Source organism: Virgibacillus sp. 6R (assembly GCF_001895305.1).
GTDB classification, from domain to species: domain Bacteria; phylum Bacillota; class Bacilli; order Bacillales; family Amphibacillaceae; genus Virgibacillus; species Virgibacillus pantothenticus.
The window spans coordinates 700257-724506 of sequence record NZ_CP017762.1 but is presented as its reverse complement, the minus strand read 5'-3'; the positions used below and the strand labels follow the sequence as shown (position 1 = coordinate 724506).

Below are 24250 nucleotides of genomic sequence, written 5' to 3'. Positions count from 1 at the left end.
GAGTTGAAATTATTATTTACTCTATTGATGGTGCTGATTTAGAGTCGAGAGGGTTTGAGAAAATTGCAGAATGGGTACGATGGCACCGATTTGTATAGTGGAGGAAAATAACTGATCGAGAAATTCACCGTCGAAAACTGCTGCTGTTAAAGTGTTTCAAACAAGAAGTGAATACATTTTACTTATGGTACTAATGTTGTATGATAAATATTCAAAAAAATCAATAATTTGTTATAACAGGAAAAAAGTCTCTTTCATAATTTCAGGAGCATAGTATACTCTCATGAAAGGGAGGGGGATTTATGAAATGTCTATATTGTGGGGCGAACAATGATGAACATGGTTCCTATTGTAAGCATTGTGGCAATGAGCAAGCCGCTACAGTAGTGGAAAGTGAAGAAAGATTTGCAGATGATGATAGTGATCTTTTACGATTTGTCGGTAAGCGCAAGAATTATTACGCAAGAAAATGGAGAAAAATGGAAAGTGCAAATGGTGTTTCCTTTAATGTCTGTAGTTTTTTGTTCGGTTTTTTGTGGCTAGGTTACCGAAAAATGTATAAAATGATTTTGTTGTTAGCGGTCGTTTTTTTGGTTATTGACCTCATTCTGTTTCTAATTGGATATGAGTATACGTTTAGTAATAATGCCACCTATATAGATACTGGAATAATGTTTGCCGTGATTATTTTGTATGGTTTTTATGGGAACAAATTTTATAAAAATTTCGTTGAAAAGCAAGTAGATAAAATTAAGCAGACCAATGGAGACACAGAAAAAATAAACGAGGAAATAGAAAGGAAGGGAGGCGTCCATTGGTTCGGACCTATTATCGGTTTACTTATTTTGCTTGGAGTGTATACAGTTCCATCCATGTTTATTCCTGTTCATGTCAATGACGTCGATCAGGTAAAATTAAGTACATTTACTGAATTTCCAGATGTCCTTATCGGTGATTTATTTGATGAGGTCTTCCAAAATGGAGAATGGAAAGAGGTAGATGAAGCAAGTATTTCAGAACATAGCATGGTAGATTTTGTTGCAACCTATAATGAAGGTGGGCAAAGACACGATGTTACAATCCGCTTTGGTGTTCATGAGGAGGAAGAAGAAGAACTAGGCGTCTTTATGATAACCATAAATGGAGAAGAATTAAACGATTTAGAAACTGTTGAATACTTGCAATTCATTTTTCGAAACTATAATCAGAGAGAATGAAATATTTACATAGGTTATTCCTGGGACAAATACAAAAACAAACACCAGCTGTCATGTAGACAAGTGCTGGTGTTTGTTTTTTTCTAGACGACTTAGCTGATTGTTTTTCAAAAACATATAAAGCGAGGCACCGAAGATGGTGAGATAGCCAATGATGCTTAATATATCTGGTATTTGTTCAAAGAGAACAATACTAATTAATGCGGAATATACAACGGTCGAGTAGAAAAAGATAGAAATTTCTTTAGCTGGTGCGTACTTATATGCAATGGTTATTCCAAATTGTCCAACTGTGGCAAAAATCCCTGCACCTAAAAGATAAGCCCATTGGTGCCATGTCATAGGTTCATAAAACGCAATCACAAATGGTAATAGAATCATCGTTGTGAAAAATGAAAAATAAAAGACAACAGTATAGAATTGTTCTTTTCTTCCTAAGACACGCAAAACTGTATAGGCGCCTGCTGCAAAGACAGCAGAGCAGAAACCGGCGATATAAGGAATAGTATCTGAGGAAAATGCAGGCTTTATAATGAATAATGTTCCTAAAAAGGCAATAATTATCGATACCACTTGGAACAAGCGCGTTTTTTCTTTTAAAAAGATGGCTGCAAAAATAATAGTAAGAAATGGACTCATTTTATTAAGCATGTCTGCATCTGACAGAACTAAATGATCAATCGCATAAAAGTTTAATAAAATCCCTACAGCTCCCAAGCTGGAACGAAGCAGTAAATATTTTTGATTTTCTTTTTTACCGAACAGGCTTGCTCCGTAATATTTCACAAAACCGAATGCAATGATCATGGAAATGGCGTTTCGAAATAGTGTTTTTTGTACAGTTGGAACATCACCAGATAGCTTGACAAAAGCAGCCATCATCGAAAATCCAAATGCGGATAGAAGTAATAGAATAATTCCTTTATTACGGTTGCTCACGGTTGTCATCTCCAAAATATATGATCTGTTTATTTTTGTGGTCTTCTATTTTATCATTCCAATTTAAATAACTCCAACAAAGACATATTCTTTCATAAACGTAACAGAATGTCTACTAAAACATACTACATGCTTTTAAGTTACAAAAAATTTTTCCATAAATGGGAGAAAATTATGCAAGTTTATTACCATCTAAAGTTGCATGCCCCTAATGATACCATTTTATAGGATGTCATTATACAATTGGCAGTTATATATTTAAAGCAACATAAAATTAGATGTAAACAACCATCCTTTGAAAAATGACTGGGGACGGTTTCTTTCAAAGGAAAGGTACATGGGAGCTAAAGTAGATACAAAAAAGCCGAAGTAGGTGATAACAGCGTCTAAATTCCCGCTTCAATTGGCATGTAAGATGCCAATCTCAGAAGGCTTGACACGGAGAAAAAGCGTTCTTTCTTTTTCAAGACGCCTAAGACTTTTGTTCTTCTTCCATCCGCGGGGGCGAAAGAAACACCTTTTGGATGGAAGTTTCCCTTTATCGTGTTTCTTACCTATATGTTATGGCGTTATGATATGCAACTCTTTGGGAAAAGAAGTTAACACTTCAGCTACCCCAGCTTCATTAATGTATACTTCATCTTCAATTCGAACTCCGCCATAGCCGGGAATGTAAATGCCCGGTTCAATAGTAAAAAAGAAGCCTGCTTCAGCCAGCTGCTCATTGTTTTTATGAATAGAAGGTTCTTCATGGACTTCGATGCCAAGTCCGTGCCCGACTCGGTTATTGAAATAATGACCATACCCATTCTCATGAATGACATTTCTTGCTGCAATATCAAATGTTTTTAAAGGAACGTTTTCCTTTATGGATTCGATGCCAGCGATATTGGCATTTAGCACGGTTTTATAGATCGCTTTTTGTTTTTCAGTCGCCTCACTGATAACAAAAGTTCGTGTAATATCTGAACAGTAACCGTGTTTCGTTACTACGCCAAAATCAATGAGTAGGAAATCGCCATTTTGTAATGTTCGATCTCCAGGCACACCATGCGGTAAGGCTGCTTTTTCTCCTGCAAGGACAATGGTAGAGAAGGAAGGTCCTACTGCACCAAATTGTTTCATCAAGTATTCCAATTCTGCGGCTAGCTCTATTTCTGTCATGCCGATTTTCACTCTTTTTATTCCTTCTGTTAGAACATTCTCAATAATTGTTACGGCTTCTCTTAAATACGTTATTTCTTCCCTTGATTTACGAGTCCTTTGTTGATTCATTGCGGGTTGAATATCTTTGTAATGAGCATTTGGAAATTTGGATTGCAACTGCCTATGTTGAAACATGCTAACTGCTTTCATTTCCAAACCAAACCAATGAACCTCATGATTTAATGCCTGCTTTAAAATCTCATACGGATTTTCTTCATCACTAATGGATACGATGTTAGAAATAGCTGCTTCACTCGCTGCTATATCCTTATCTAGAGCTGGTACAAATAGAGCGGTTGTATCGTTTAAATTATTTATTAGAAGTGCCATAAAACGTTCATGTGGATCTGAAAGAAAACCAGTATAATAAAACACATTGGCAGGTGAAGTTATCATAATTACGTCTAAATTCATTGCAGCTAAAGTTTGTTTTAGTGTAGATAACCGTGCTTCGTAATCGATCGTCATCGTTATTCCTCCATTTTTAAAACTCTCTGTTCAAACACGTCAAGCTCAAAACTCTTATATTATAGTTGCACCATTTGTGCTTGGTGAGTCTCCCATTGTTTGTGAATGATGTTCCTTCCTATATCGACTTTAGGATGAAACCGAATGGCAGCTTGCTTTCTTGTTTCATGCACCTTTTTTATAGAATCCTGTAGCTTTTCGACTAAGCCTTGTTTTCTAGAGGCGATTGCCATGGAATATCCTGCGACAACTCCTTGTGAAATCGCTATTTTTGCGCCTTCAATCCCTGTAATATTTCCGGCAACATATAGACCTTCAATGGGGGTTTCCATTTTCTCATTATGTATGGGGACATAGCCGCCAAGTTCATCCACATAATAGAAAGGGCAATTGGCAACACCAGCCAGTTCCGCTAGCGGGTACAGCCCCCCAGCGATACAAACAAAATCACAGGCTATTCTTTCTTCGCTTCCCAAAACCGGGTTACCGTTTGTATCAATGGTATTAATGATAACACCTTCTACTTGGTTTGTGCCATAGATCTCTGTCACCGCTTTTCGTAACTGAATCGGGATGCCCCACAGGCTTACGCCACTTTTGGGGTAAAACCGAATGCTAAGTTGCCTCATGAAATGATTGGTCATGAACTTACTGCCGATTCTTAAGAGCTTGGAAGGAGCTAGGTGGGATACATGTAATAAAGCCTCCATTACTTCTTTAGGACGGGAATGCTGGTGTGTTAATTGATTTAATGGAGGAAGTGCCATGGCAACGACATCGATTCCAGCTAACTGCAATTCCATTGCAATGGCAGCAGACAGCACATTCACTCCGATGACCATTCCTTTATCACCTGGTTTTACTCGATGTACATTCGTCATCACTTGTGCTGCACCTACAGACATAACCCCCGGTAATGTCCATCCGGGAAGAGGTACAGGTGATTCTGCTGCTCCCGTAGCAAGTAACAATTGTTTGCTTGTATAGACTATATTTTCGGTATAAATAGTCCATGATGAGTCTTGACGTTCAATGTCATAGACAACTGTTTGTAAAATAATTTTTACACCTGCATTCTCAGCTTGCTCATTTAGTTTGGCGGATTCTTCAAGCCCATTCCACCAGTTGCCATTAGGCTCTTGATATAACTGCCCCAATAGCCTTCCACCCGGCTTCATATATTCATCTATTACTAATACATGTAAACCTTCTTGCGCAGCTGTACTCGCTGCAGCTAATCCAGCTGGTCCGGCGCCAATCACAATAATATCATACATGGTTTGCACTCCAATCTCTAACAGGAGAGGCTAACTGCTTACCGCTTTGTACAACCATACCTTCTTTTATTGGTGTTAGACAGGCCCGCTTCCCCTGAATTCCATTAACGGTGACTCTGCATTCAAAGCAATGTCCGATATTACAATAAATACCACGTGGTTTCGCGGTTTCCTCATGGTTTCTAAGCGTACGAATACCGTTTGCTAATAAAGCAGCAGCAATGGGTTCGTTTTCGAATCCTCGGATTGCTTGATTATCAAATGTAAAGGTTACGGCTTTCTTACTACCTAATTTTCCGAGAATAGGATGGTTTTCTATTCGAGTCATGGTGTTTCGCCTCCTAATTTACCGAATGGAACCGGACGGACAGGAGCTTGATATTTTAATGTTATTTGGTGTTGATTTTTTTCTCGCTTATCTATTCCGAATGCTTCTATCATTGTACGGCAGGTTCTCCCACCACAAAAACCCATACCAGCTCGAGTGCGCAATTTCAATTCCCGAGCAGAGCAGTTGTACGTTGCTGCCGTTTGCTCTAATTCTGAAAGAGTAACTTCTTCGCATCTACATACAATTATTTCTTTTTCATCCATATTACTCAACACCCCTAGAATCTTTTTTTGTATAACTTATTAGCAAAAACTATGCCAAACTACAGGTTTATCCTTGAATCCCTAATTTCTTGAGGCGGTTATACAAAGTAGCTCTCGTGATGTGTAAGTTTTTGGCGCAAAGCAGTTTGTTTCCACCCGCTTTTTTTAGTTCTTGCAAAATAATCTTTCTTTCTACTTCTTCCAATCGAGTACTAAGCGCAAGATTATCATTTGCTGCAGATTCTGGTGGGAAATTGGACGGTGTATGACTTTGGTCGACGTCAAATGACAATTCTTCTAGATGAATCTCCCCATCTTCTGCAAACACGACCAATCGTTCAATTACATTTTGCAATTCGCGAATATTTCCTGGCCAGCTATGTTGTAGCAGTGCTTGCATCACTTCTTGAGAGATTCCGTGAATCGGCTGTTGGTACTTAATTGATATTTCATGAAGAAAATAATGGGTTAATTCAATAATATCTTCTGGTCGTTGTCTTAATGGAGGGATTTCGATACTAATAATATTTAATCGATAATAGAGATCCTCTCTAAATTTGCCTTCGGTTACTAACGCTTTTAGATCCTTGTTCGTTGCAGCGATAACGCGAAAATCAACATGTATTTCCTTTGTTCCTCCTACACGATAAAAGGCTTTTTCTTGTAAAAGTCGTAATGTTTTAACCTGCATTTCCAGTGGCATTTCGCCAACTTCATCTAAAAATAACGTGCCCCCCTGAGCTAACTCAGCTTTTCCTTTCTTTCCTTTTAAATCAGCTCCTGAAAACGCTCCTTTTTCATAACCGAAAATTTCACTTTCAAACAGTGAAGACGGAATTGCACCGCAATTAATAGCTACAAATGGTGCCTCCTCAGCTTCGCGTATATGGTGTACTGCTTTTGCAAATAATTCTTTTCCTACACCACTTTCCCCGTAAATAAGAATGCCTGTGTCCGTAGCAGCTGCTTTTTTTATTTTATGAATGGTACGATTTAAAACTGGACTGTTGCCGCGTATAGCTTGGAATGGATCTTCCTTGGCTGTTAATTTCGTTACTTCTTTTTCTAAATGGAAGAGTCTTTCTCTTGCTTGGTATAATTCTTTATTTAAGCGAATTTGACTTGTGATATCGGTTTCAGACACAACAGCGCCAATGATGGTATCGTTTAAACGAACTGGGTTAGAATTAATTAATACAACCTGATTTTCTCTTGCTTGATGTTGGTGGTGGTAGACAGATGTCCCTTTTTCTAACGTATTTAAGATTTCTAACCTTTCTCGACTAAAAAAATCAGTGATCGATTGCCCGATGATCTTCTCTTTATTAACGGAAAATAATTGCTCAGCACCCTTTGTCCAAGCAATGACCCGCTTGGATTGATTGATGACGGTGCATGATTCATCCACTGTGTCCAGAATGGTAGATATGTATGCTTGTAATTCGCGGAAGTTAGTTAATAATTGGGGAATAAATGCAGTTACGTGGATATACCCGATCATTTCATTGCTATTTCCTTTTAGCACAACCAAGCAAGAATATTCTTGTAGGTATTGTACAATGCTCTCCACTGTACTACCATTTTTTATCACTTTGCATGGAAGAAGATCGAAGTTCGTTTGATGCTTGGAAAATACTAGTTGATAATATGACATACCTTTGCGATAAAAAATCTTTTCATTTTGTTTCGATAAAGCATGTAGTGGAAGTTTCTTTTCCTCCACAATGAGATTATCGACAAGCATAAAATTGGTAGAAACAAATGTTTCCGTAGTCGGAAGTTTTGTAAGCACTATCAATTCCCCTCCAATGTGTTAAAAAATATTTACACTTCTAAATTATTTTTACATAATTATGCGAAATTTTCAATCTCTTTTGCTACTAATTTGTATTTGAAAATTTTATCCCGTATATAAGGTGCTATAAGACTGCCGCTTCAGGAGTTGGATAATCTGTACTGCAACAAAGTATAAGTGGGAGATAACAGCATCTAAATGCCTATTTCGTAAGCGGCCTTTAGGTCATACCATTACGGTACGAACAAGCCGGGGAGATGAAGGGAAACTTCCACTGATGGAAGCTTCCCTTTATTTACTAACTTCCCAAGATAGAAGAGTTCAAGTATGTGAAGGTCTCCCTTTTTGTGCGGGATAGCGAATTATTTTATTTATGCTGAATGAAAAGGCTTCGCAATGCTCTCGTGTCAATGGCGAGGTGATATAAGAAGCTGAAGTAAAATAACGACATCTAAGTGCCCAATTCGTTCAAGTAAACAATCACTACGCGCAACAGGACCTCTTCTGAGGGAGGTTTCAATTTTTGGCATGAATTTTGCTTTAATTTGTGGGAAGGAGGTGGGAGTGGAATGGAACGTACAACGCATTGTGATGTCATCGTTATTGGCGGGGGAATTATTGGTGCTGCAATCGCTTATTATAGTGCGAAGGCTGGGCTAGATATTACGGTGTTAGAAAAAGATGAATTAGCCAGTGGGACTTCTTCCAGATGTGACGGAAATATTTTAGCAATTGATAAAGATCCAGGTTTTGATAGTCAAATGTCGTTAAAAAGTCAGCAGTTAGTACATGAGCTAGCTCAGGAGTTAGAGGTTCCATTCGAATATCGTAATCCAGGAAGTATTCTCGTTTGTGAAAATGAGCAAGAGCTGGAAGCCGCCCAGCAGTGGGTGAATCAACAACGGAAAGCTGGGCTTGATTTTCATATGCTTGATCGAAATGATCTAAAGAATGAATCAGCTTACTTTGCTGATGATTTATCTGGTGGATTAGAGTGTAAAACAGATTCTACCGTGAATCCATATATGCTCACCTATTCTTTGTTCTATAGTGCAAAACAGCTTGGAGCAAAAGTCCACACGCATACGGAAGTAGTACAAATAATTCAAGATGAGAAAAGGCAATTTATTATTCAAACAACAGTGGGAAAATATACGGCGAATAAAGTGGTAAATGCTTGTGGTGTGTGGGCGCCAATTATTGGAGACATGCTGGGAGTAAACATTCCGATTCATCCTAAGAAGGGTCAATTAATCGTGGCTTCCAGGCAACAGCCTGTCGGTCTGCGAAAAGTAATGGAATTTGGTTATTTGATATCCAAGTTTGGCGGAAAGAGGCAAGTCGATAACTTAACGGAAAGATATGGAATAGCATTGGTATTTGAACCGACCGAAAGCCAAAATTTTTTGATTGGTAGCAGTCGCCAATTTGCTGGTTTTAATCACAAAGTGAATCATGAAATTAGCCAACATATAGCCAAGCGAGCGATTCGCTTTTATCCGAAAATGGCGGATATGTTGGTTGTTCGGACATATGCAGGGCTGCGACCGTGGACAGAAGACCACCTTCCTATTGTATCGTCTGTTGAAGAGGTTCCTGGTTTTTATATCGCTGCGGGTCATGAAGGTGACGGGATTAGCTTAGCAGCTATTACTGGAAAGGTAATGGCGGAGATGCTAGCGGGTGAGGAAACATCGATTCCGATGAAGGCATTAAGATATGAGCGCTTTAAGGAAAGAAAGGGTCGTGAATTAAGTGAAATACAATAAGCTATTTACAACCATTGATACCCATACTGGTGGGAACCCGACTAGAACCGTTTTAACGGGTTTGCCTAACTTAAATGGGAATACGATGTCTGAAAAAATGCTGGATATGAAAGAAAATCATGATTGGATTAGAAAATTTCTCATGAATGAGCCACGGGGTCATGACGTCATGTCAGGGGCGTTGATGGTAACTCCTTGTCATCCAGATGCTGATGTGGGAGTAATATTTATGGAAACAGGTGGATATTTACCAATGTGTGGACACGATACAATTGGTTTTTGTACCGCTTTAATTGAAGCTGGAATGGTAGAGGTATTGGAACCTTATACCTGTATTCATTTGGATACTCCTGCTGGGTTAGTGAAAACGAAGGTGAAAGTAACAGATGGTAAAGCGATAGAGGTCACCTTTACAAATGTGCCTTCCTTTTTATTCACAACCATTGAAATAGATGTAGAAGGAATTGGAAAAGTGCATTGTGATATCGCGTATGGTGGCAATTTTTATGGCATTATTGATGCGCGACAACTCGATATCAGTTTAACAACAGACAATGCCTCACAAATTATTGAGCATGCGATCACCATACGTAACAAGATAAATGCAAATGTACAAGTAGTGCATCCGCTTTATCCTTTTATTAAAGGATTAACACATATTGAATTTTTTACAGCTCCAGTAAACCCAAAAGCAGATTTAAAAAACACCGTAATTGTTCCGCCTGGTGGCATTGATCGCTCGCCATGTGGGACGGGGACTTCTGCGAAATTAGCTACCATGTTTCGGCAACAAGAAATTGGTGTGAAAGAACCCTTTACATATGAAAGTATTGTCGGTACCCTATTTCAAGCAAGGATACTAGAGGAAACGAAAGTAGATGAATATATAGCGGTGATCCCAGAAGTAACCGGTTCAGCGTGGGTAATGGGCATACACCGATTTTTTTACAAGGAACACGATCCATTGAACGAAGGTTTTTTGCTTATTCCGCCAATGGAAGCACATGACTGAGGGGGGAAGCGGTTGGATATAAATAAAATAATGAACACATATGATGTCCATGTAGCGGGTGAAGCATTTCGAATCATCATCCATTCCCCGTTCCATTTACACATGACAGACTGTATTTCTTTAGAAGCAATTTTAAAACGCTATTTTTTAACAGAGATAAGAATGTTATTGAATGAACCGAGAGGGCATCGGGGGATAACTGGATGTGTGATTACACCATCTCAACAAGCCGATTTTGGTATCGTGTTTTTACATCATTATTATGAAACATATTTTAGTTATAGTGGGTTATTCGCTGCATTAACAACACTTATAGAAACGGGCACATTGACAATATCTAAAAGTGGAAAATATGCCATTGAAACCACGCATGGCATCTACCATTTATACGTAAATAGGAAGGGAAATGAGATTGTAAGCATGCAAATGAATCTTCAAATGGGTGAAGTGGTAGAAAATACGGACGAATGGGAACTGGTACAGGTGGATCGATTAAGGAACTATTATATTTTTAAATTACCTTCGTCCATTCCAGCTATTTCATTGCAACATCTAGCTGCAATAACAAGCTGGGCAAAACCAGTACTACGTGACCTTAATGAAAGGAGGAGAGATATTGCTGGCATCATGCTAACAGAAGCGTTAGGGGAAGGAAGATTTTGCTCTGTTACATTTGAGGGGGATGGATTTATCTTACGTTCACCGGGCGTAGATAGCACCATTGCTTTACTGACATTAGCATGGGCAAAAGGAAAAAAAACATTGCAACTTATTCATGAGAATCTTGTTGGTAGCAGTTTGACTGCAACAATAACGGATGGGCTGTGTACTGTTCCATTGCGACCGGTTTTAACTGGTGAACATCAGTTTGTCTTGCAAGCAGGAGATCCATTAGAGGAAGGTTTTTTACTAAAGTAAATACAAGGATTTCTGAAACCGCTTCACAAAAAGGGGATGTGAAGGATGGAAATGAATAGACGTTTGCCTACATTGGCAGAAGTTTTGTTTGTACTTATTTCGTTTGTTTTCATTATGTTTTTATTTGTCGTACAGTTTTCGATTCCAATCCAGCTAGGGTTGTTAACAACGTGGTTTGTCATCATGCTTGTAGGTTGGAAAATTGGTTATTCGTATAAAGAGATGCAAGATGGTTTACTTAAAGGGGTGTATGACGGTTCTGAAGCAGTGCTTATTCTTATTTCAGTTGGTGCACTTATTGGAACGTGGATTGCAGGAGGAATTGTTCCGAGTATCATTTACTATGGCCTTACCATTATCCAGCCAAGTATTTTTTTAGTCGCAGCGTTCATCATTTGTGCGATCACATCGATTGCGACTGGTACTTCGTTTGGTTCAGCAGGTACAGCAGGGATTGCGATGATGGGCATTGGTACTAGTTTTGACTTACCTGTAGCATTAGTGGCAGGGGCGGTTATTTCAGGATGCTATGTAGGGGATAAAATTTCACCTTTATCCGATACGACTGTCATGTCAGCTTCTCTGTCGAAGGTGAATCTTGTTGAGCATATTAAATCCATGCTTACTGTAAGCGGTCCAGCATTTTTACTTACAGGCGCTCTATTTTTACTTACTGGTTACTTTTTTCTCGATAGTTCTGGGGATTTATCACAAGCGAATGCTACGATGACAGCACTAAATGAGCACTTTACCATTAGCTGGTATATGTTAATCCCGGCGATCCTTGTTATTGGATTACTGGCGATGAAAATGCCATCTATTCCAGTTATATTATTTGGTGCTTTACTTGGAACAATATGGGCTTATTTGTTTCAGAATATCGCTTTGTTAGAAGCCTTCAAGATTCTATACCAAGGTAGTGAAATCACTTCTGGTGTAGAATTTATCGATAATTTGTTAAATCGTGGTGGTATTGTATTTATGCTGGATGTCATCGTCTTGATCATCTTTGCACTTGGTGTTGGGGGCTTAATGGAAAAGGTTGGAATCTTGCAAGCGATTTGCTTAACGATGTTACGTTGGGCTAATAGTGCTGGAAAAACGACCATAACAACTTTACTAGCTGGATTTTTTGGGAACTTCTTCGGTGGTGCTGCGTATGTTTCGATCATTACTGCAAGTAAAATTACCGAAGAGAATTATGACCGTTTAAATATTGATCGTCGTGTGCTATCCAGGAATACAGAAGCAGGGGGCACGATGACGACACCAATGGTTCCGTGGTCAGATGGTGGAGTATTTATGGCAACAACACTTGGAGTGACAACGCTGGCTTATTTACCATTTCTATGGTTTAACTTTTTAGTCATCTTGATTACGATCATTTATGGATTTACCAATACATTTATTTGGTATACCAAAGCGCATGGGGAACCAAAAGCAAATCAGTTGGATCCAGAACAAGCTGGAAACTTATAATGCAAGTTAAAAAAAGGACTGAGAAAACAATGGTCTCAGAATGATTACCTACGTTCTTATGAAAGCGAACAAATAATGATAACAAAAAAATAGGGGAGGAAGGAACATGAAACAACTGGAAGGGGCATTTCCTGTTCTCGTGACACCAATGTTTGAAAATGAGGAGGTGAATGTTGATGGCTTAAGATCCAATATTGAACATTTTATTAACCAGGATGTAGCAGGATTAGTTGTCAATGGAAGTACGGGAGAATTTGTTAGCTTGGAGAAGCAGGAAAAATTGCAATTGATGGAAGCAGCAGTTGAGCAGGTAGGTGGAAGAGTGCCTTTAATTGTTGGAACAGCTGCAGAAACAACAAAAGATGCGATTATGTATACACAATATGCTGAAAAGATAGGAGCAGATGCGGCGTTACTAATTAATTCGTATTATGCCCATCCAAAAGATGCGGAAATTTATGAGCATTTTAAGGCAGTGGCGAATTCTGTGACCTTACCAATCATGATTTATAATAATCCGTTTACATCAGGTGTTGATATTGGAACAGAAACCATCTTACAGGTGGCCCGGGATGTCGAAAATATTACCCACATTAAAGAATCAAGCGGGGATATTCGAAAAGTACGCGATATTACAAGACAGGGTAAAGACGATATTCAAACGTTCTGCGGAGCCGATGATCTGGTGTTAGAGTCTCTATTAGTTGGAGCCACAGGGTGGATTTCTGTTGCGGGTAATATTGTTCCAAAATTAGCTACCAATTTATTTCATAGCGTCCAGCAAGGGGACTTGGATAAGGCATGGAATTATTATGATCAAATCCTTCCGTTATGTAATTTTTTGGAAGGTTCAGGGAAATATGTACAGATTGTCAAACGGACGATGGATTTGCAAGGGCTTGCGGGAGGACCATCAAGAAAACCAAGGTTACCGTTAAATCAGCAAGAAGAAGCGACATTAAAAGCGATTTTACTGCAGCTTGAGCAGTATGTAACAATATAAAAAACACAAAGGGAGGAGAATTATAGTATGGTTACATCGCAAATGGATTTAAAACCGAATGTAAAAGCTTTTTTGGAGCAAGCGGTTGGATTATATATTAATGGAGAATATCTACCTGCTAAAAGTGGGAGAACATTCCCAGTATATAACCCTGCTACGGAAGAAGTTTTAGTAGAAGTTAGTGAAGCTCAAGAAGAGGATATTGATCTAGCTGTGCACGCAGCGAGAAAGGCATTTGACGATGGAGAGTGGTCACAATTATCAGCTGCAGAGCGTTCGCATTTGATTTATAAATTCGCTGATTTACTGGAAGCACATAAAGAAGAATTAGCACAATTGGAAACACTTGATAACGGGAAGCCTTACCAGATTGCGCTAGAGGATGACATTGCTGGTACTGTAGAACATTTTCGTTATTACGCTGGGTGGGCGACGAAAGTATTAGGGCAGACAGTTCCCATTTCTCCGGATTATTTAAATTACACTGTCCATGAACCTGTTGGTGTGGTTGGGCAAATTATTCCTTGGAATTTCCCACTATCGATGGCTTCATGGAAACTTGGAGCGGCTTTGGCAACTGGATGTACCACTGTGTTGAAACCTGCAGAACAGACGCCGCTTTCTATACTGTATGCTGCTCAATTATTAGAGGAAGCTGGTTTTCCAAAGGGCGTTGTTAATATTGTTCCTGGGTACGGTGAAATTGCGGGTGAGGCAATTGTAACGCATTCTGGGATAGATAAGTTAGCTTTCACAGGGTCTACGGGTGTTGGAAAATCCATTATGCGTAAGGCGGCAGAACACGTTAGAGATTTGACACTGGAATTAGGTGGGAAATCACCAAATTTAATTTTAGCAGATGCAAATATTGAAAAAGCAATAGAAGGTGCGTTTGAAGGAATTATGTACAATCACGGACAAAATTGCAGTGCTACATCTCGTGTCTATGTACATCGCAAGCATTACAATCATGTTGTTGAAGCGTTAGTCGAGCGTGCAAACGCAACAAAACTCGGTAACGGAATGGAAGCTAATACGGATATGGGGCCACTTGTTTCAAAAGAACAATTTGAGCGTGTGCTTCATTATATTGAAATTGGCAAAAAAGAAGGAGCTAAATTAGTAGCTGGTGGTGAAAGCGCTGGGGATAAGGGATATTTTGTTAAGCCGACCGTATTTGCAGACGTAGAAGATGATATGCGGATCGCAAGAGAAGAGATATTCGGACCGGTTGTTGCTGTCTTTCCATTTGATACGACAGAGGAAGCAATTAGAAGAGCGAATGATAGTGATTATGGATTAGCTGCTGCGGTATGGACCGAAAATATCCGAACGGGGCACCAAGTAGCCAGAAGATTAAAAGCAGGAACGGTTTGGATTAATGATTGTAATCAGGAAAACCCAGCAGCGGCATTTGGCGGATATAAACAGTCAGGCATCGGCAGAGAGATGGGGAATTATGCATTAGACAATTATACTGAGGTCAAAAGTGTTTGGGTGAATTTACAATAATTGAGAAGCGGATAAACTTTATATTTAAGTTACGAAAACGATTGATGATTCATGCACCACACATTTTAATGCTGCAAACATGTGTGGTGTATTAGTCTAACCAATTTTTTTATACTTGAATCCTGCCATTCATTATTGGAGTAGGACATAGCAAATTTAAATTTGGATAGCTTTTCCTTTTTAGATATCGTTTTCTTGGTAATAGGATTTTTTATCTTGCTTCAACACTGCAATGGAATAAATAAAAGATGAAAATAACATGATCATAGCGAGAGTAGCAATCGTAAGTCGTAGTGAAATTATATCTGCTGTAACGCCAATTATTAAAATGAACAATACTTGGTTAGCACTTTGGATTAATTGGTAAATACTCGTTACTCTTCCCATGACTTCAACAGGGATATTATTTTGATAGAAAGTCATTATTCCTGCATTTAAGAATACCATAAAGAATCCTAAGATGATAAAACCAACCACCATGGATGCAAAGGACCAGGAGAATGCATAAATGACATAACCGACAGTCATCATAATCAGACCAAACACAATCATATATCTTAATGAGATTTTGTTTGCAAAGATTGATAATAAAATCGCACCAGCAACTGAACCAATTCCAGTTATACTAATTAACATACTGTATTCAAATTCAGAAAGGCCTATTACTTGCTGGGTAAAAACTACTTCTTGAGTATCCATGGCAAAGGTGAAAAGCATGATCATAATAAAACCAAGATAAATAAAGGATACATATTTATTGTTTGCTATAAATTTCTGAACGACAGTAAAGTCTTGGATAACTTGAGATATGGTCAATGCTGGGATCGCATCTTTATTAATGTTCTCTTTTTCTGGCAAAACGAATAGTAAAGACACTGCGATTAAGAAAAATACCGCGTTGATCCATAATGTTATCTCAACAGAAGTTAATAAAATAAGTGATCCTCCGATAGCTGGACCAATAATAAATGCACCAGAGCTTGCAAATGAGCGAAAAGAGTTGAACCGTTTTCTTTTTTCTTTCGGAACAAGGATAGTAACATAAGTCGTTGATGATGGATGAAAAAAAGCATTTGCAATACTTAGAACAACGAGAATAGCGTAAATTACAATCATGTTTGGTGCCAATGGGATAAAGCAGATAAACACAGCGCGAATGATGTAAGTTACGATCATCACTTTCCTCTTGCTCCGATAATCAATGAAGCTTCCTGTCCAAAACTTCGTAATTATATTTACTAATGGCGCAATAATCCAAAGTCCTGCAACAGCTGCTGCAGAGCCTGTCAACTGATATACAATAATATTAATGGCAACTAAGTAAATGAAATCCCCGATGCTTGAAATGCCAATGGAGAACAATAATAATATCGGATTTTTCCAACTATTCATTTTGTATTCACCCTAATTTTTAAAGTTTGAATGAAGCTTGCTTCGATAAATAAATAACAGGCTTATGTAAAAGAGAGCATTCTTTTATCTTGGTAAAGCACTTCGTTGTTTTTTTACGTCACTCGGTTTTTAGTTTGTTTGATCCCTATAAAGTGCTTGTAAGCAGGGACAGGTACAGAAAGCTCGGACAAGCTACCATTTATAAGCAAGAAAAAACAACCTATTAAAGCAAGGGCGACAGTGAGGATATCTTGCTTCGTTAGGGCGGTTTGTTTTCTAATCAGGAGGTAGATAATAATCATAACTGGTGCCAAATACTGCAGTAGTGTTGCCACAGCTGCACTTCCGTAATGAATGGAGGCCATATATGTATACTGGATAGCTAACATTCCGAATAAGGCAAAGATAAGTAAAGAAATGGCGACTTGTTTATTTTTCCATACCGATATTATTTGTGTTCGATCTTTTAAAAAAATTGTATGGTTAACAGAAGCATGCCTGCTAGTAGTTAACGTGTGGTTACAAGCCAATTGACTTCTAGCTCGTAATGTTGAAATAAGTATTGTGAAATGGTTCCACCGATACCCCAACATGTTGCGCCAATAATAACTAAAAATAATCCAGTAATCCTGCTTGAATTTTGCATGGTGATGATCCACCCTTGTTATTGTTTCCAATCTATTATAATCGGGTTTGTATCAAAACACTAGATGATAAGAAAAATCTATGTAAGGAAAAGAAGTTTGAAACAGAATGCTCCTGGGAAAAAACAAATAAATCGTAGTAAAAGGAGCTGAGAAAACATGATTAAAATAACCCCAGTACCATTTGACAATGCTCTTGAAATTGAAATACAAGGTAAAGTAGAAAAGGAGGATTTGCATCATTTCGAGGAATTCTTCATGATGAAAAGACAGGAGCATAGTAAAGTAAATATTCTTTTATCCATTGAAAATATGGAAGGAGTGACTTTAAAAGGCGCCCTAGAAGATTTAAAAATGACACAGCATTTAAAGGATATCCATAAAATGGCTGTTGTTAGTGACAAGAAATGGGTTGAAATGGGAGTGAAACTAGAAGGAATACTACCTGAAACGGAGCTCAAGCATTTTGCCCCTAAAGATAAATCTCAAGCACAACGCTGGTTAGGAACATGATCTTTATAGTAAGAACCAAAACAATTATTAAGATCCTATTTTGCCTAAGGCAGGATAGGACCTTTTCATATTTTAGTTGCAGTAGCTAAGGTGTCTATTGCTTGAGTAATTGACGGATTTTTTACATGTTTATGGATGAGCTCTTCCTGTTGTTTTTTTATGGTATGATATCAAATGGAAGATAGACACAAACAAATATAACTATCCCACATCTATGGATGTTACCGATCATTGCGATTGTTTCCTTGTCTTTATCAATGATTTGGGGTGAGCATAAACTCCTTTGTATTGAGACTAATGCAATTAGGCTAGGCTTGTAAGTACAAGATTGTGCGGATGTTAGCTGTTATCTCAAGGAGAAAACTCTCTCTTCTTGTACAAGTGTCGCTTTATATAAATATAAATTGAGGATGATTGTGAATGGTTGAACTTATAGCTACAGCAGAATCAATAAACCAAGCAAAATTACTGATAGATGCAGATGTTGATACACTTTATATTGGAGAAGCTACTTTTGGTCTTCGTTTACCTGCAAATTTCTCCCCGGAAGAAATAAAAGAAATATGTCACATCGCACATGCAAAACATAAAAAAGTCTGTGTCGCTATGAACGCCATTATTCATAATGACAGGGTAAAATTAATACCTGGATATTTCGATTTCTTGCAAGAAGCGGGAGCTGATTACGTTACCATTGGTGACCCTGGTATTATACATTTGTTAAACAAGCATGAAGTTTCAATACCATATGTATATGATCCACACACGATGGTTACAAGTGCAAAGCAGGTTAATTTTTGGGCGAAGCGAGGAGCTAAAGGAGCGGTATTAGCAAGGGAATTAACCTATGAAGAATTAATCTCTATTTCTGAGCATGCGGATGTACCTGTGGAAGTACTCGTGTACGGAGCAACTTGTATTCACCATTCAAAGCGCCCACTAGTAACCAATTATTTCAGCTATACAAATGAGAAAAGCAAAAATCAAGAGCATTTATTTATATCCGAACCGAAAAAGCCAGAAACACATTATTCGATTTATGAAGATATGAATGGGACGCATATTTTTGATACAAATGATATTAATTTATTACCGCATTTGAAAAAGTTAGTGGATGCAGGTATTTCAAAATGGAAATTAGATGGGATCTATACACAAGGACGAGCATTTGTAGAGGTTGCAAAGCAATTTGTTCAAGCGAAACAGGCACTTTTGGATAAAGGCTGGTCCGATGAGTTAAAAGAAAAATTAAATTTAAAAGTAAAAGAGCATCACCCTAGCGAACGAACTTTAGGTGAAGGATTCTTTTTGAAAAATCCTAATGATGTTCAATGACATGGGGATCAAAATGTCTAGTGAAATGGCGCATGGAATGAGTCGTTAATTTGTAAACGTAGAGAAAAGGCAACCTCATCGCTTTTTGGAACGGAACTTTACAGCATAATGGAATAAATATAAAACGTGATAGAAATGAAATGTAAAGAAAGGTTTGTGAGTCATGGGAAAATGGAAGAAGAAACCAGAAGTTTTAGCACCCGCTGGTACATTAGAAAAACTGAAAACAGCGATTCATTACGGTGCAGATGCTGTTTATATAGGAGGGAATGCATACGGATTACGAAGTCGAGCTGGCAATTTTACGTATGAGGAAATGCAAGAAGGTGTGACGTTTGCAAAAGAGCATGGAGCTCATGTTTACGTAGCTGCAAATATGGTTGCCCATGAAGGAGATTTGCAAGGTGCGGGCGATTTCTTTCGGACGATAAGAGATATTGGGGTGCGTGCAGTTATCGTCTCTGATCCTGCGTTAATTGAAATTTGCCTGATGGAAGCTCCAGGTCTTCCTATTCATTTGTCAACACAGTCCTCTGCTACGAATTACGAAACCTTAAACTTTTGGAAAGAAGAAGGACTGGAACGTGTTGTGTTGGCGAGAGAAGTAAGTATGGATGAAATTAAAGAAATAAGAAATCATACAGATGTAGAAATTGAGGCATTTATTCATGGTGCAATGTGTATCTCTTATTCTGGTCGTTGTACATTATCAAATCATATGTCGGCTCGAGATGCAAATCGCGGAGGTTGTTCGCAATCTTGCCGGTGGAAGTACGATTTGTTTGAAATGGGTCATAATGGCATGCGTCAGTCCTTTGCTGTCGATGAAACAGATGAACCTTTTTCGATGAGTGCTGTAGACATGTCCATGATCCATCATATTCCTGATTTTATAGAAAACGGTGTAGATAGTCTGAAAATAGAGGGTCGGATGAAGTCGATTCATTATGTTTCCACTGTGGCTAATGTTTACCGCGAAGCAGTTGATGCTTATTGTAAAGATCCTGCCAATTTTACGTTCCAACAGAGTTGGGAAGATGAATTGTGGAAAGTGGCGCAACGTGAACTGTCGACCGGTTTTTATTACGGAACTCCGAATGAACAACAGCAATTATTTGGAAAACGGAGGAAGATCCCGGTGTATAAATTTATCGGTCAAGTATTAGATTACAACGATGCTTCCCAAATAGCTACGATACAACAGCGTAACAGTTTTGCCATAGGGGATGAAGTAGAGTTTTACGGTCCTGGCTTTACACATGTGTATCAAAAAATTACGCAGATGTGGAACGAAGATGGCCAGCCTATTGAACGAGCAGCTCATCCGATGATGAAAGTACGCATACAAATGGATGCACCTGTAAAGCCATTTGATATGATGCGAAAGGCAAAATAGCCCTATTTATTGTATAGGGTACTATAAAATGAGGTGCTTGTGGATAACGAAATTACCCAGCTGACGTTTATAAACATCTTCCAAGTGGTATTACACAAAAGTGAATTTTAAAAATGCTTGGAGGTTGTTTATGTGGGTACAAAGAGAAAAGGTGGGCAACAGAAAAGGTTAATTGATTATCCGATTTTTGTACCATCCCTTTTAATTATCGTTGCCATTAGCATCCCTTTATCCATGTATGAAAATGAATCACTAGAAATACTGAATGCCATTTTTAATAAATTAATCGATGTGTTCAGCTGGGGATATCTTTGGTATGCAATTATATTAGTAGGAGCGGCAATTTACCTATCTTTTTCAAAGTACGGTAAAGTTGTTTTAGGTAACCCTGCTGAAAAGCCGCGATTCACATTATTTGAATATGCTTCCATCTTAATTGCCATGGGCTTGGGGTCAACGATTATGCGTACTGGAATGACCGAGTGGGCGAACGTAGCTGTGAATCCTCCATTTGGTGTGGATCCTCAATCTACAGAGGCCATTCTATGGGGGAATTCTTATAGCATGTTTTTGTGGAGCTTTCAAACATTTGCGATTTTTGTAATGGCCGCTCCAGCGATGGGATATATCCTGCACGTCCGTAGAAGTCCCGTGATGCGAATATCTGAGGCATGCCGTGTCATTTTTGGAGATCGGTTTACGGATGGATTTGGCGGAAAAATGTTGGATGTTATTTTTCTTATTAGTATTTTAGCAGGAGCTGCTGTGACTCTTGGGTTGGGTGCACCAATTGTTACTTATAATTTAGCAGAACTGTTAAACATAGAGATCAATTTCACCTTAACATTAATCGTTACGATTGTATGGGTAGCTTTATTTTCCATTAGCGCCTATTTAGGGATTGAAAGAGGGATCAAACGATTAAGCACATTAAATATGTACCTTGCAGGTGCATTTGCATTAATCATTATGCTAATAGGGCCAGGGGTTTTTATCCTCAATTACTTCACGGATAGTATGGGCTTTTTAATATCCAATTATGTAGATATGTCGTTTCATACAAATGCTTTAAGTATCGATGGTTCCTCTCATATGGAGAGACAGACGATATTTTGGTTTGCTTATAATGCAACATGGGCTATGCTGCACAGTGTTTTTGCAGCAAAAATATCTTACGGTCGCACAATAAAGGAAATGATATTAACGTATTTAATGGCACCAACCTTTATCTCCTGGGTTGCAACTGGTGTGCTTGGAGGATTAGGCGTGAACAGTTATCTGTCTGGAGATGTACCGGTATTGGATACAGTAGCGAATAACGATGCCATGCAAGCTATTCCAGATATATTATCTTCACTGCCATTTTCAACCGTCGTGATCATTCTGTTTATTGTGATCGCGATGATTTTTCTAACTACTACGCTTGATTCTACTACTTATACGATTGCTTCTTATACGAGTACGGAAAATATGAGCAAAGTAGAGCCGTCTAAATATTTACGGATTATTGTTGCTGCTGTTATTACTGTGCTCGCTTTAATTTTAATGCGAATAGGCGGTTTGCCACCTCTTGAGGTTGTATCCGGGATGATGGGTATACCGATTATTATCATCCAATTTTTTACGATATACGCTGTAATAAAGATGATCGATGAAGATAAAGCCTGGAAGACAAATGTTCGTGAAAAAAAATAAACATTCTCATATTTCTTCTAAGTCAAGCCCCTTTAGCAACGGCGCTAGAGGTGCTTGATTTGCTATCTTTATCATGCTGTAAGACCTTCCACTTGAGAAGTTGGATAAACCTGTACTGCAATAAGTCAAGCGAGGATACCACACCTAAATCCCTATTTCGGAAGAGGTCTTGGTCCGTACTATTACGGTACGAACATCAGTAGGGGATGAATGAAAAATACTACTGATTGAAGATTCACTTTATAGAACTTATGAGAGGTAAACAGGTTTAAGTATGAAATTACGCATTAGACATAAAAAGACTTAATAGCTTATCTATTGTATCCGCTTTATGGGCTTGTTAAAGTTATCCAGTAAATATGTTATGATAAACATGGGAACAAAATGCTCATGAGGGGGAGAAGTTATAATGGCTGAAAATATTCTAGTAGCTTATGATGGATCGGAATTAAGCAGAAAAGCAGTTGAAGAAGCGAAAAAGCAGGCTAAACTTGTAGAGGATGCTGTGGTACATGCTGTGACTGTTATTACACATGCTGGACCAACTGCCAATGCTGCACTTGCACGCAGTTTTATGGGGGATATGGCAGAGGAAATACGTCCATCGATGGAACGTATTCGTGAAGAATTTGAAGCAGAAGGAATTAACTGCAAGGCAGAGGTGCTGTTGGATTATTCTTTTCGTAATCCAAGTTCTCAGATTGTAGAGTATGTCAAGGAAAATCAAATTGACCTTATTATTCTTGGTAGTCGCGGCCTTGGTGGAGTAGGAAGACTTCTGTTAGGAAGTGTTAGCAGCCAAATTGTTCAACGTGCCGAATGTAAAGTGTTAGTAGTAAAATAAGACGAGGAAGAAATACAAGGAGAGCCCCCTGGTTTTTTTCACGAAATAAATAACTTCTCAATATGCTGAAGTCAAGCAATCCGCTGATGAACAATATAATGCTAGAACTTCAGACATTATTAACAAATACGTAAAGAATAAATTCGTGCACGGACAATTTGCTTAGACGGAGATTGGCAACGTTATACCTGCTGAATAAAGCTTTTTTGCGCTGTATGTAAGCTAGTAAATAGTTTAATTTAACATACAGCTCTTTTATTGTTCAAAAACAATTGCTTCAATCGATTTACAAGTAAAGCTGGAATCTGTAAACAAATCATTTATTACAGTATCATGTAAGGGTAGAGGAAAGTTCCTATTTCTAAAAATCAGTGCTAGGATAGAAAAAGAGGATAGCTTTCTGAGGAAGGGATAAAGATGGTATTTGTCATTTGTATCGTTATAGGGATAATAACTGCACTGGTAGGAGCTTTAATGGGGCTTGGGGGAGGAATTGTACTTATTCCCAGTTTGTTAGGTTTACATCAGTTTTCAGAGGCATTTGCATGGGCAACGCCACAGGCGGTTGTTGGTATTTCCCTTGTTGCGATGGTGTTCACAGCTTTATCATCATCTATTGCTTATGTGAAAACGAAACGGATTGATTATAAAGTAGGTTTATGGCTTATATCAGGTAGCATTCCTGGTAGTATTCTTGGGTCATGGCTCAACCAGTTTATGGATACAGAACCGTTTTTACTTTATTTTGGTCTGGTAATGATTGGTGTATCTGGGTTGTTTTTTGTAAAACGAAAAGTAACAGCAACTCGAGTTAAACCACAAAATAATCGCGTTCGTACCTTTGATATCGATGGAACAACATATCATTACCAATTTTCTCTCTGGATTGCAATCCTGCTATCTTTATCTGTAGGGGTGTTATCAGGTTTATTTGGTATTGGTGGTGGATCGATTATGGTTCCAGCTATGATTCTTATATTTGGTATACCCGCACATGTGGCAACAGCGACATCCATGTTTATGATTTTATTTATAAGTCTAATTGGAGCGGGGACACATATTGTATTGGGACATCTAGAGTGGATGTATGCGTTATTCTTTATCCCGGGAGCCTGGATCGGTGGAAAATTAGGTGCTATGATCAATCAACGTTTATCTGGAAAAGCACTTGAATGGATTTTAAGAATCGTATTAATTATAATTGGTATTCGAATGATTTTTCAAGGGCTAGCATAAGGAGTA

Annotated in this window: 20 protein-coding genes and 1 pseudogene; 13 read left to right on the top strand and 8 right to left on the bottom strand. The window is 38.4% G+C overall.

What is annotated here, in order from left to right:
- Nucleotides 1-302: 302 nt before the first annotated feature.
- Nucleotides 303-1217, top strand: coding sequence for a DUF2628 domain-containing protein (locus BKP57_RS03425; RefSeq protein ID WP_072740989.1), 915 nt, complete (start codon nucleotides 303-305; stop codon nucleotides 1215-1217).
- A 51-nt stretch (nucleotides 1218-1268) separates the two neighbouring features.
- Here BKP57_RS03425 and BKP57_RS03420 read toward each other — a convergent pair whose 3' ends face one another.
- The 6 genes from BKP57_RS03420 to BKP57_RS03395 form a co-directional block, all read right to left on the bottom strand.
- The gene (locus BKP57_RS03420) at nucleotides 1269-2156 is read right to left on the bottom strand and encodes a DMT family transporter (protein ID WP_050350349.1); all 888 of its coding nucleotides are present in this window, start codon (nucleotides 2154-2156) and stop codon (nucleotides 1269-1271) included.
- A 561-nt stretch (nucleotides 2157-2717) separates the two neighbouring features.
- Complete coding sequence (locus BKP57_RS03415; RefSeq protein WP_050350350.1) at nucleotides 2718-3830, bottom strand: M24 family metallopeptidase; 1113 nt, start codon at nucleotides 3828-3830, stop codon at nucleotides 2718-2720.
- 59 nt (nucleotides 3831-3889) lie between these two features.
- Nucleotides 3890-5107, bottom strand: a complete 1218-nt coding sequence (locus BKP57_RS03410; protein WP_072740988.1) for an NAD(P)/FAD-dependent oxidoreductase — start codon at nucleotides 5105-5107, stop codon at nucleotides 3890-3892.
- Nucleotides 5100-5435, bottom strand: a complete 336-nt coding sequence (locus tag BKP57_RS03405; RefSeq protein WP_050350352.1) for a (2Fe-2S)-binding protein — start codon at nucleotides 5433-5435, stop codon at nucleotides 5100-5102. The genes BKP57_RS03410 and BKP57_RS03405 overlap by 8 nt, the downstream gene beginning before the upstream one ends.
- Nucleotides 5432-5701, bottom strand: coding sequence for a (2Fe-2S)-binding protein (locus tag BKP57_RS03400; protein WP_072740987.1), 270 nt, complete (start codon nucleotides 5699-5701; stop codon nucleotides 5432-5434). Before BKP57_RS03400 ends, BKP57_RS03405 begins: the two co-directional genes overlap by 4 nt.
- A 67-nt stretch (nucleotides 5702-5768) precedes the next feature.
- A complete protein-coding gene (locus tag BKP57_RS03395) occupies nucleotides 5769-7493 on the bottom strand; it encodes a sigma-54 interaction domain-containing protein (protein WP_232231313.1) in 1725 nt (574 codons plus the stop codon).
- A 572-nt stretch (nucleotides 7494-8065) separates the two neighbouring features.
- Between BKP57_RS03395 and BKP57_RS03390 the strand changes: the two genes are divergently transcribed.
- The 6 genes from BKP57_RS03390 (at nucleotide 8066) to BKP57_RS03365 (ending at nucleotide 15189) form a co-directional block, all read left to right on the top strand.
- Nucleotides 8066-9265 carry an NAD(P)/FAD-dependent oxidoreductase gene (locus BKP57_RS03390; RefSeq protein ID WP_072740986.1) on the top strand — a complete coding sequence of 400 codons (1200 nt, stop codon included), beginning with the start codon at nucleotides 8066-8068 and terminating at the stop codon, nucleotides 9263-9265.
- On the top strand, nucleotides 9252-10277 hold the full coding sequence (locus BKP57_RS03385; RefSeq protein WP_072740985.1) for a proline racemase family protein: 1026 nt from the start codon (nucleotides 9252-9254) through the stop codon (nucleotides 10275-10277). The genes BKP57_RS03390 and BKP57_RS03385 overlap by 14 nt, the downstream gene beginning before the upstream one ends.
- 12 nt (nucleotides 10278-10289) lie before the next feature.
- The gene (locus BKP57_RS03380; RefSeq protein ID WP_072740984.1) at nucleotides 10290-11195 is read left to right on the top strand and encodes a proline racemase family protein; all 906 of its coding nucleotides are present in this window, start codon (nucleotides 10290-10292) and stop codon (nucleotides 11193-11195) included.
- Between the two features lie 45 nt (nucleotides 11196-11240).
- Nucleotides 11241-12674, top strand: a complete 1434-nt coding sequence (gene nhaC, locus BKP57_RS03375) for a Na+/H+ antiporter NhaC (RefSeq protein ID WP_072740983.1) — start codon at nucleotides 11241-11243, stop codon at nucleotides 12672-12674.
- A 106-nt stretch (nucleotides 12675-12780) separates the two neighbouring features.
- Nucleotides 12781-13677, top strand: coding sequence for a 4-hydroxy-tetrahydrodipicolinate synthase (gene dapA, locus BKP57_RS03370; RefSeq protein WP_050350358.1), 897 nt, complete (start codon nucleotides 12781-12783; stop codon nucleotides 13675-13677).
- Between the two features lie 27 nt (nucleotides 13678-13704).
- Nucleotides 13705-15189, top strand: a complete 1485-nt coding sequence (locus BKP57_RS03365) for an aldehyde dehydrogenase family protein (RefSeq protein ID WP_072740982.1) — start codon at nucleotides 13705-13707, stop codon at nucleotides 15187-15189.
- A 180-nt stretch (nucleotides 15190-15369) separates the two neighbouring features.
- On the opposite strand, the gene BKP57_RS03360 is transcribed toward BKP57_RS03365, so the two are convergent.
- Both BKP57_RS03360 and BKP57_RS03355 read right to left on the bottom strand, forming a co-directional pair.
- Entirely contained in the window at nucleotides 15370-16581 is a 1212-nt protein-coding gene (locus BKP57_RS03360) for an MFS transporter (protein ID WP_072740981.1), read from the bottom strand.
- A gap of 161 nt (nucleotides 16582-16742) precedes the next feature.
- A pseudogene (locus BKP57_RS03355) lies at nucleotides 16743-17227 on the bottom strand (DMT family transporter); the annotation flags it as partial.
- Between the two features lie 157 nt (nucleotides 17228-17384).
- On the opposite strand from BKP57_RS03355, the gene BKP57_RS03350 reads away from it, so the two are divergent.
- The 6 genes from BKP57_RS03350 to BKP57_RS03325 all read left to right on the top strand — a co-directional run bounded on the left by BKP57_RS03350 (nucleotide 17385) and on the right by BKP57_RS03325 (nucleotide 24244).
- Nucleotides 17385-17738 carry a SpoIIAA family protein gene (locus BKP57_RS03350; protein WP_072740980.1) on the top strand — a complete coding sequence of 118 codons (354 nt, stop codon included), beginning with the start codon at nucleotides 17385-17387 and terminating at the stop codon, nucleotides 17736-17738.
- Nucleotides 17739-18158: 420 nt separating this feature from the next.
- Nucleotides 18159-19073 carry a peptidase U32 family protein gene (locus BKP57_RS03345; protein ID WP_050350361.1) on the top strand — a complete coding sequence of 305 codons (915 nt, stop codon included), beginning with the start codon at nucleotides 18159-18161 and terminating at the stop codon, nucleotides 19071-19073.
- 163 nt (nucleotides 19074-19236) lie between these two features.
- The gene (locus tag BKP57_RS03340; protein WP_050350362.1) at nucleotides 19237-20469 is read left to right on the top strand and encodes a peptidase U32 family protein; all 1233 of its coding nucleotides are present in this window, start codon (nucleotides 19237-19239) and stop codon (nucleotides 20467-20469) included.
- 132 nt (nucleotides 20470-20601) lie between these two features.
- Nucleotides 20602-22164, top strand: a complete 1563-nt coding sequence (locus BKP57_RS03335) for a BCCT family transporter (protein WP_072740979.1) — start codon at nucleotides 20602-20604, stop codon at nucleotides 22162-22164.
- Nucleotides 22165-22573: 409 nt separating this feature from the next.
- Nucleotides 22574-23008 carry a universal stress protein gene (locus BKP57_RS03330; RefSeq protein WP_050350364.1) on the top strand — a complete coding sequence of 145 codons (435 nt, stop codon included), beginning with the start codon at nucleotides 22574-22576 and terminating at the stop codon, nucleotides 23006-23008.
- A gap of 417 nt (nucleotides 23009-23425) precedes the next feature.
- Entirely contained in the window at nucleotides 23426-24244 is an 819-nt protein-coding gene (locus BKP57_RS03325; RefSeq protein ID WP_050350365.1) for a sulfite exporter TauE/SafE family protein, read from the top strand.
- Nucleotides 24245-24250: the final 6 nt, after the last annotated feature.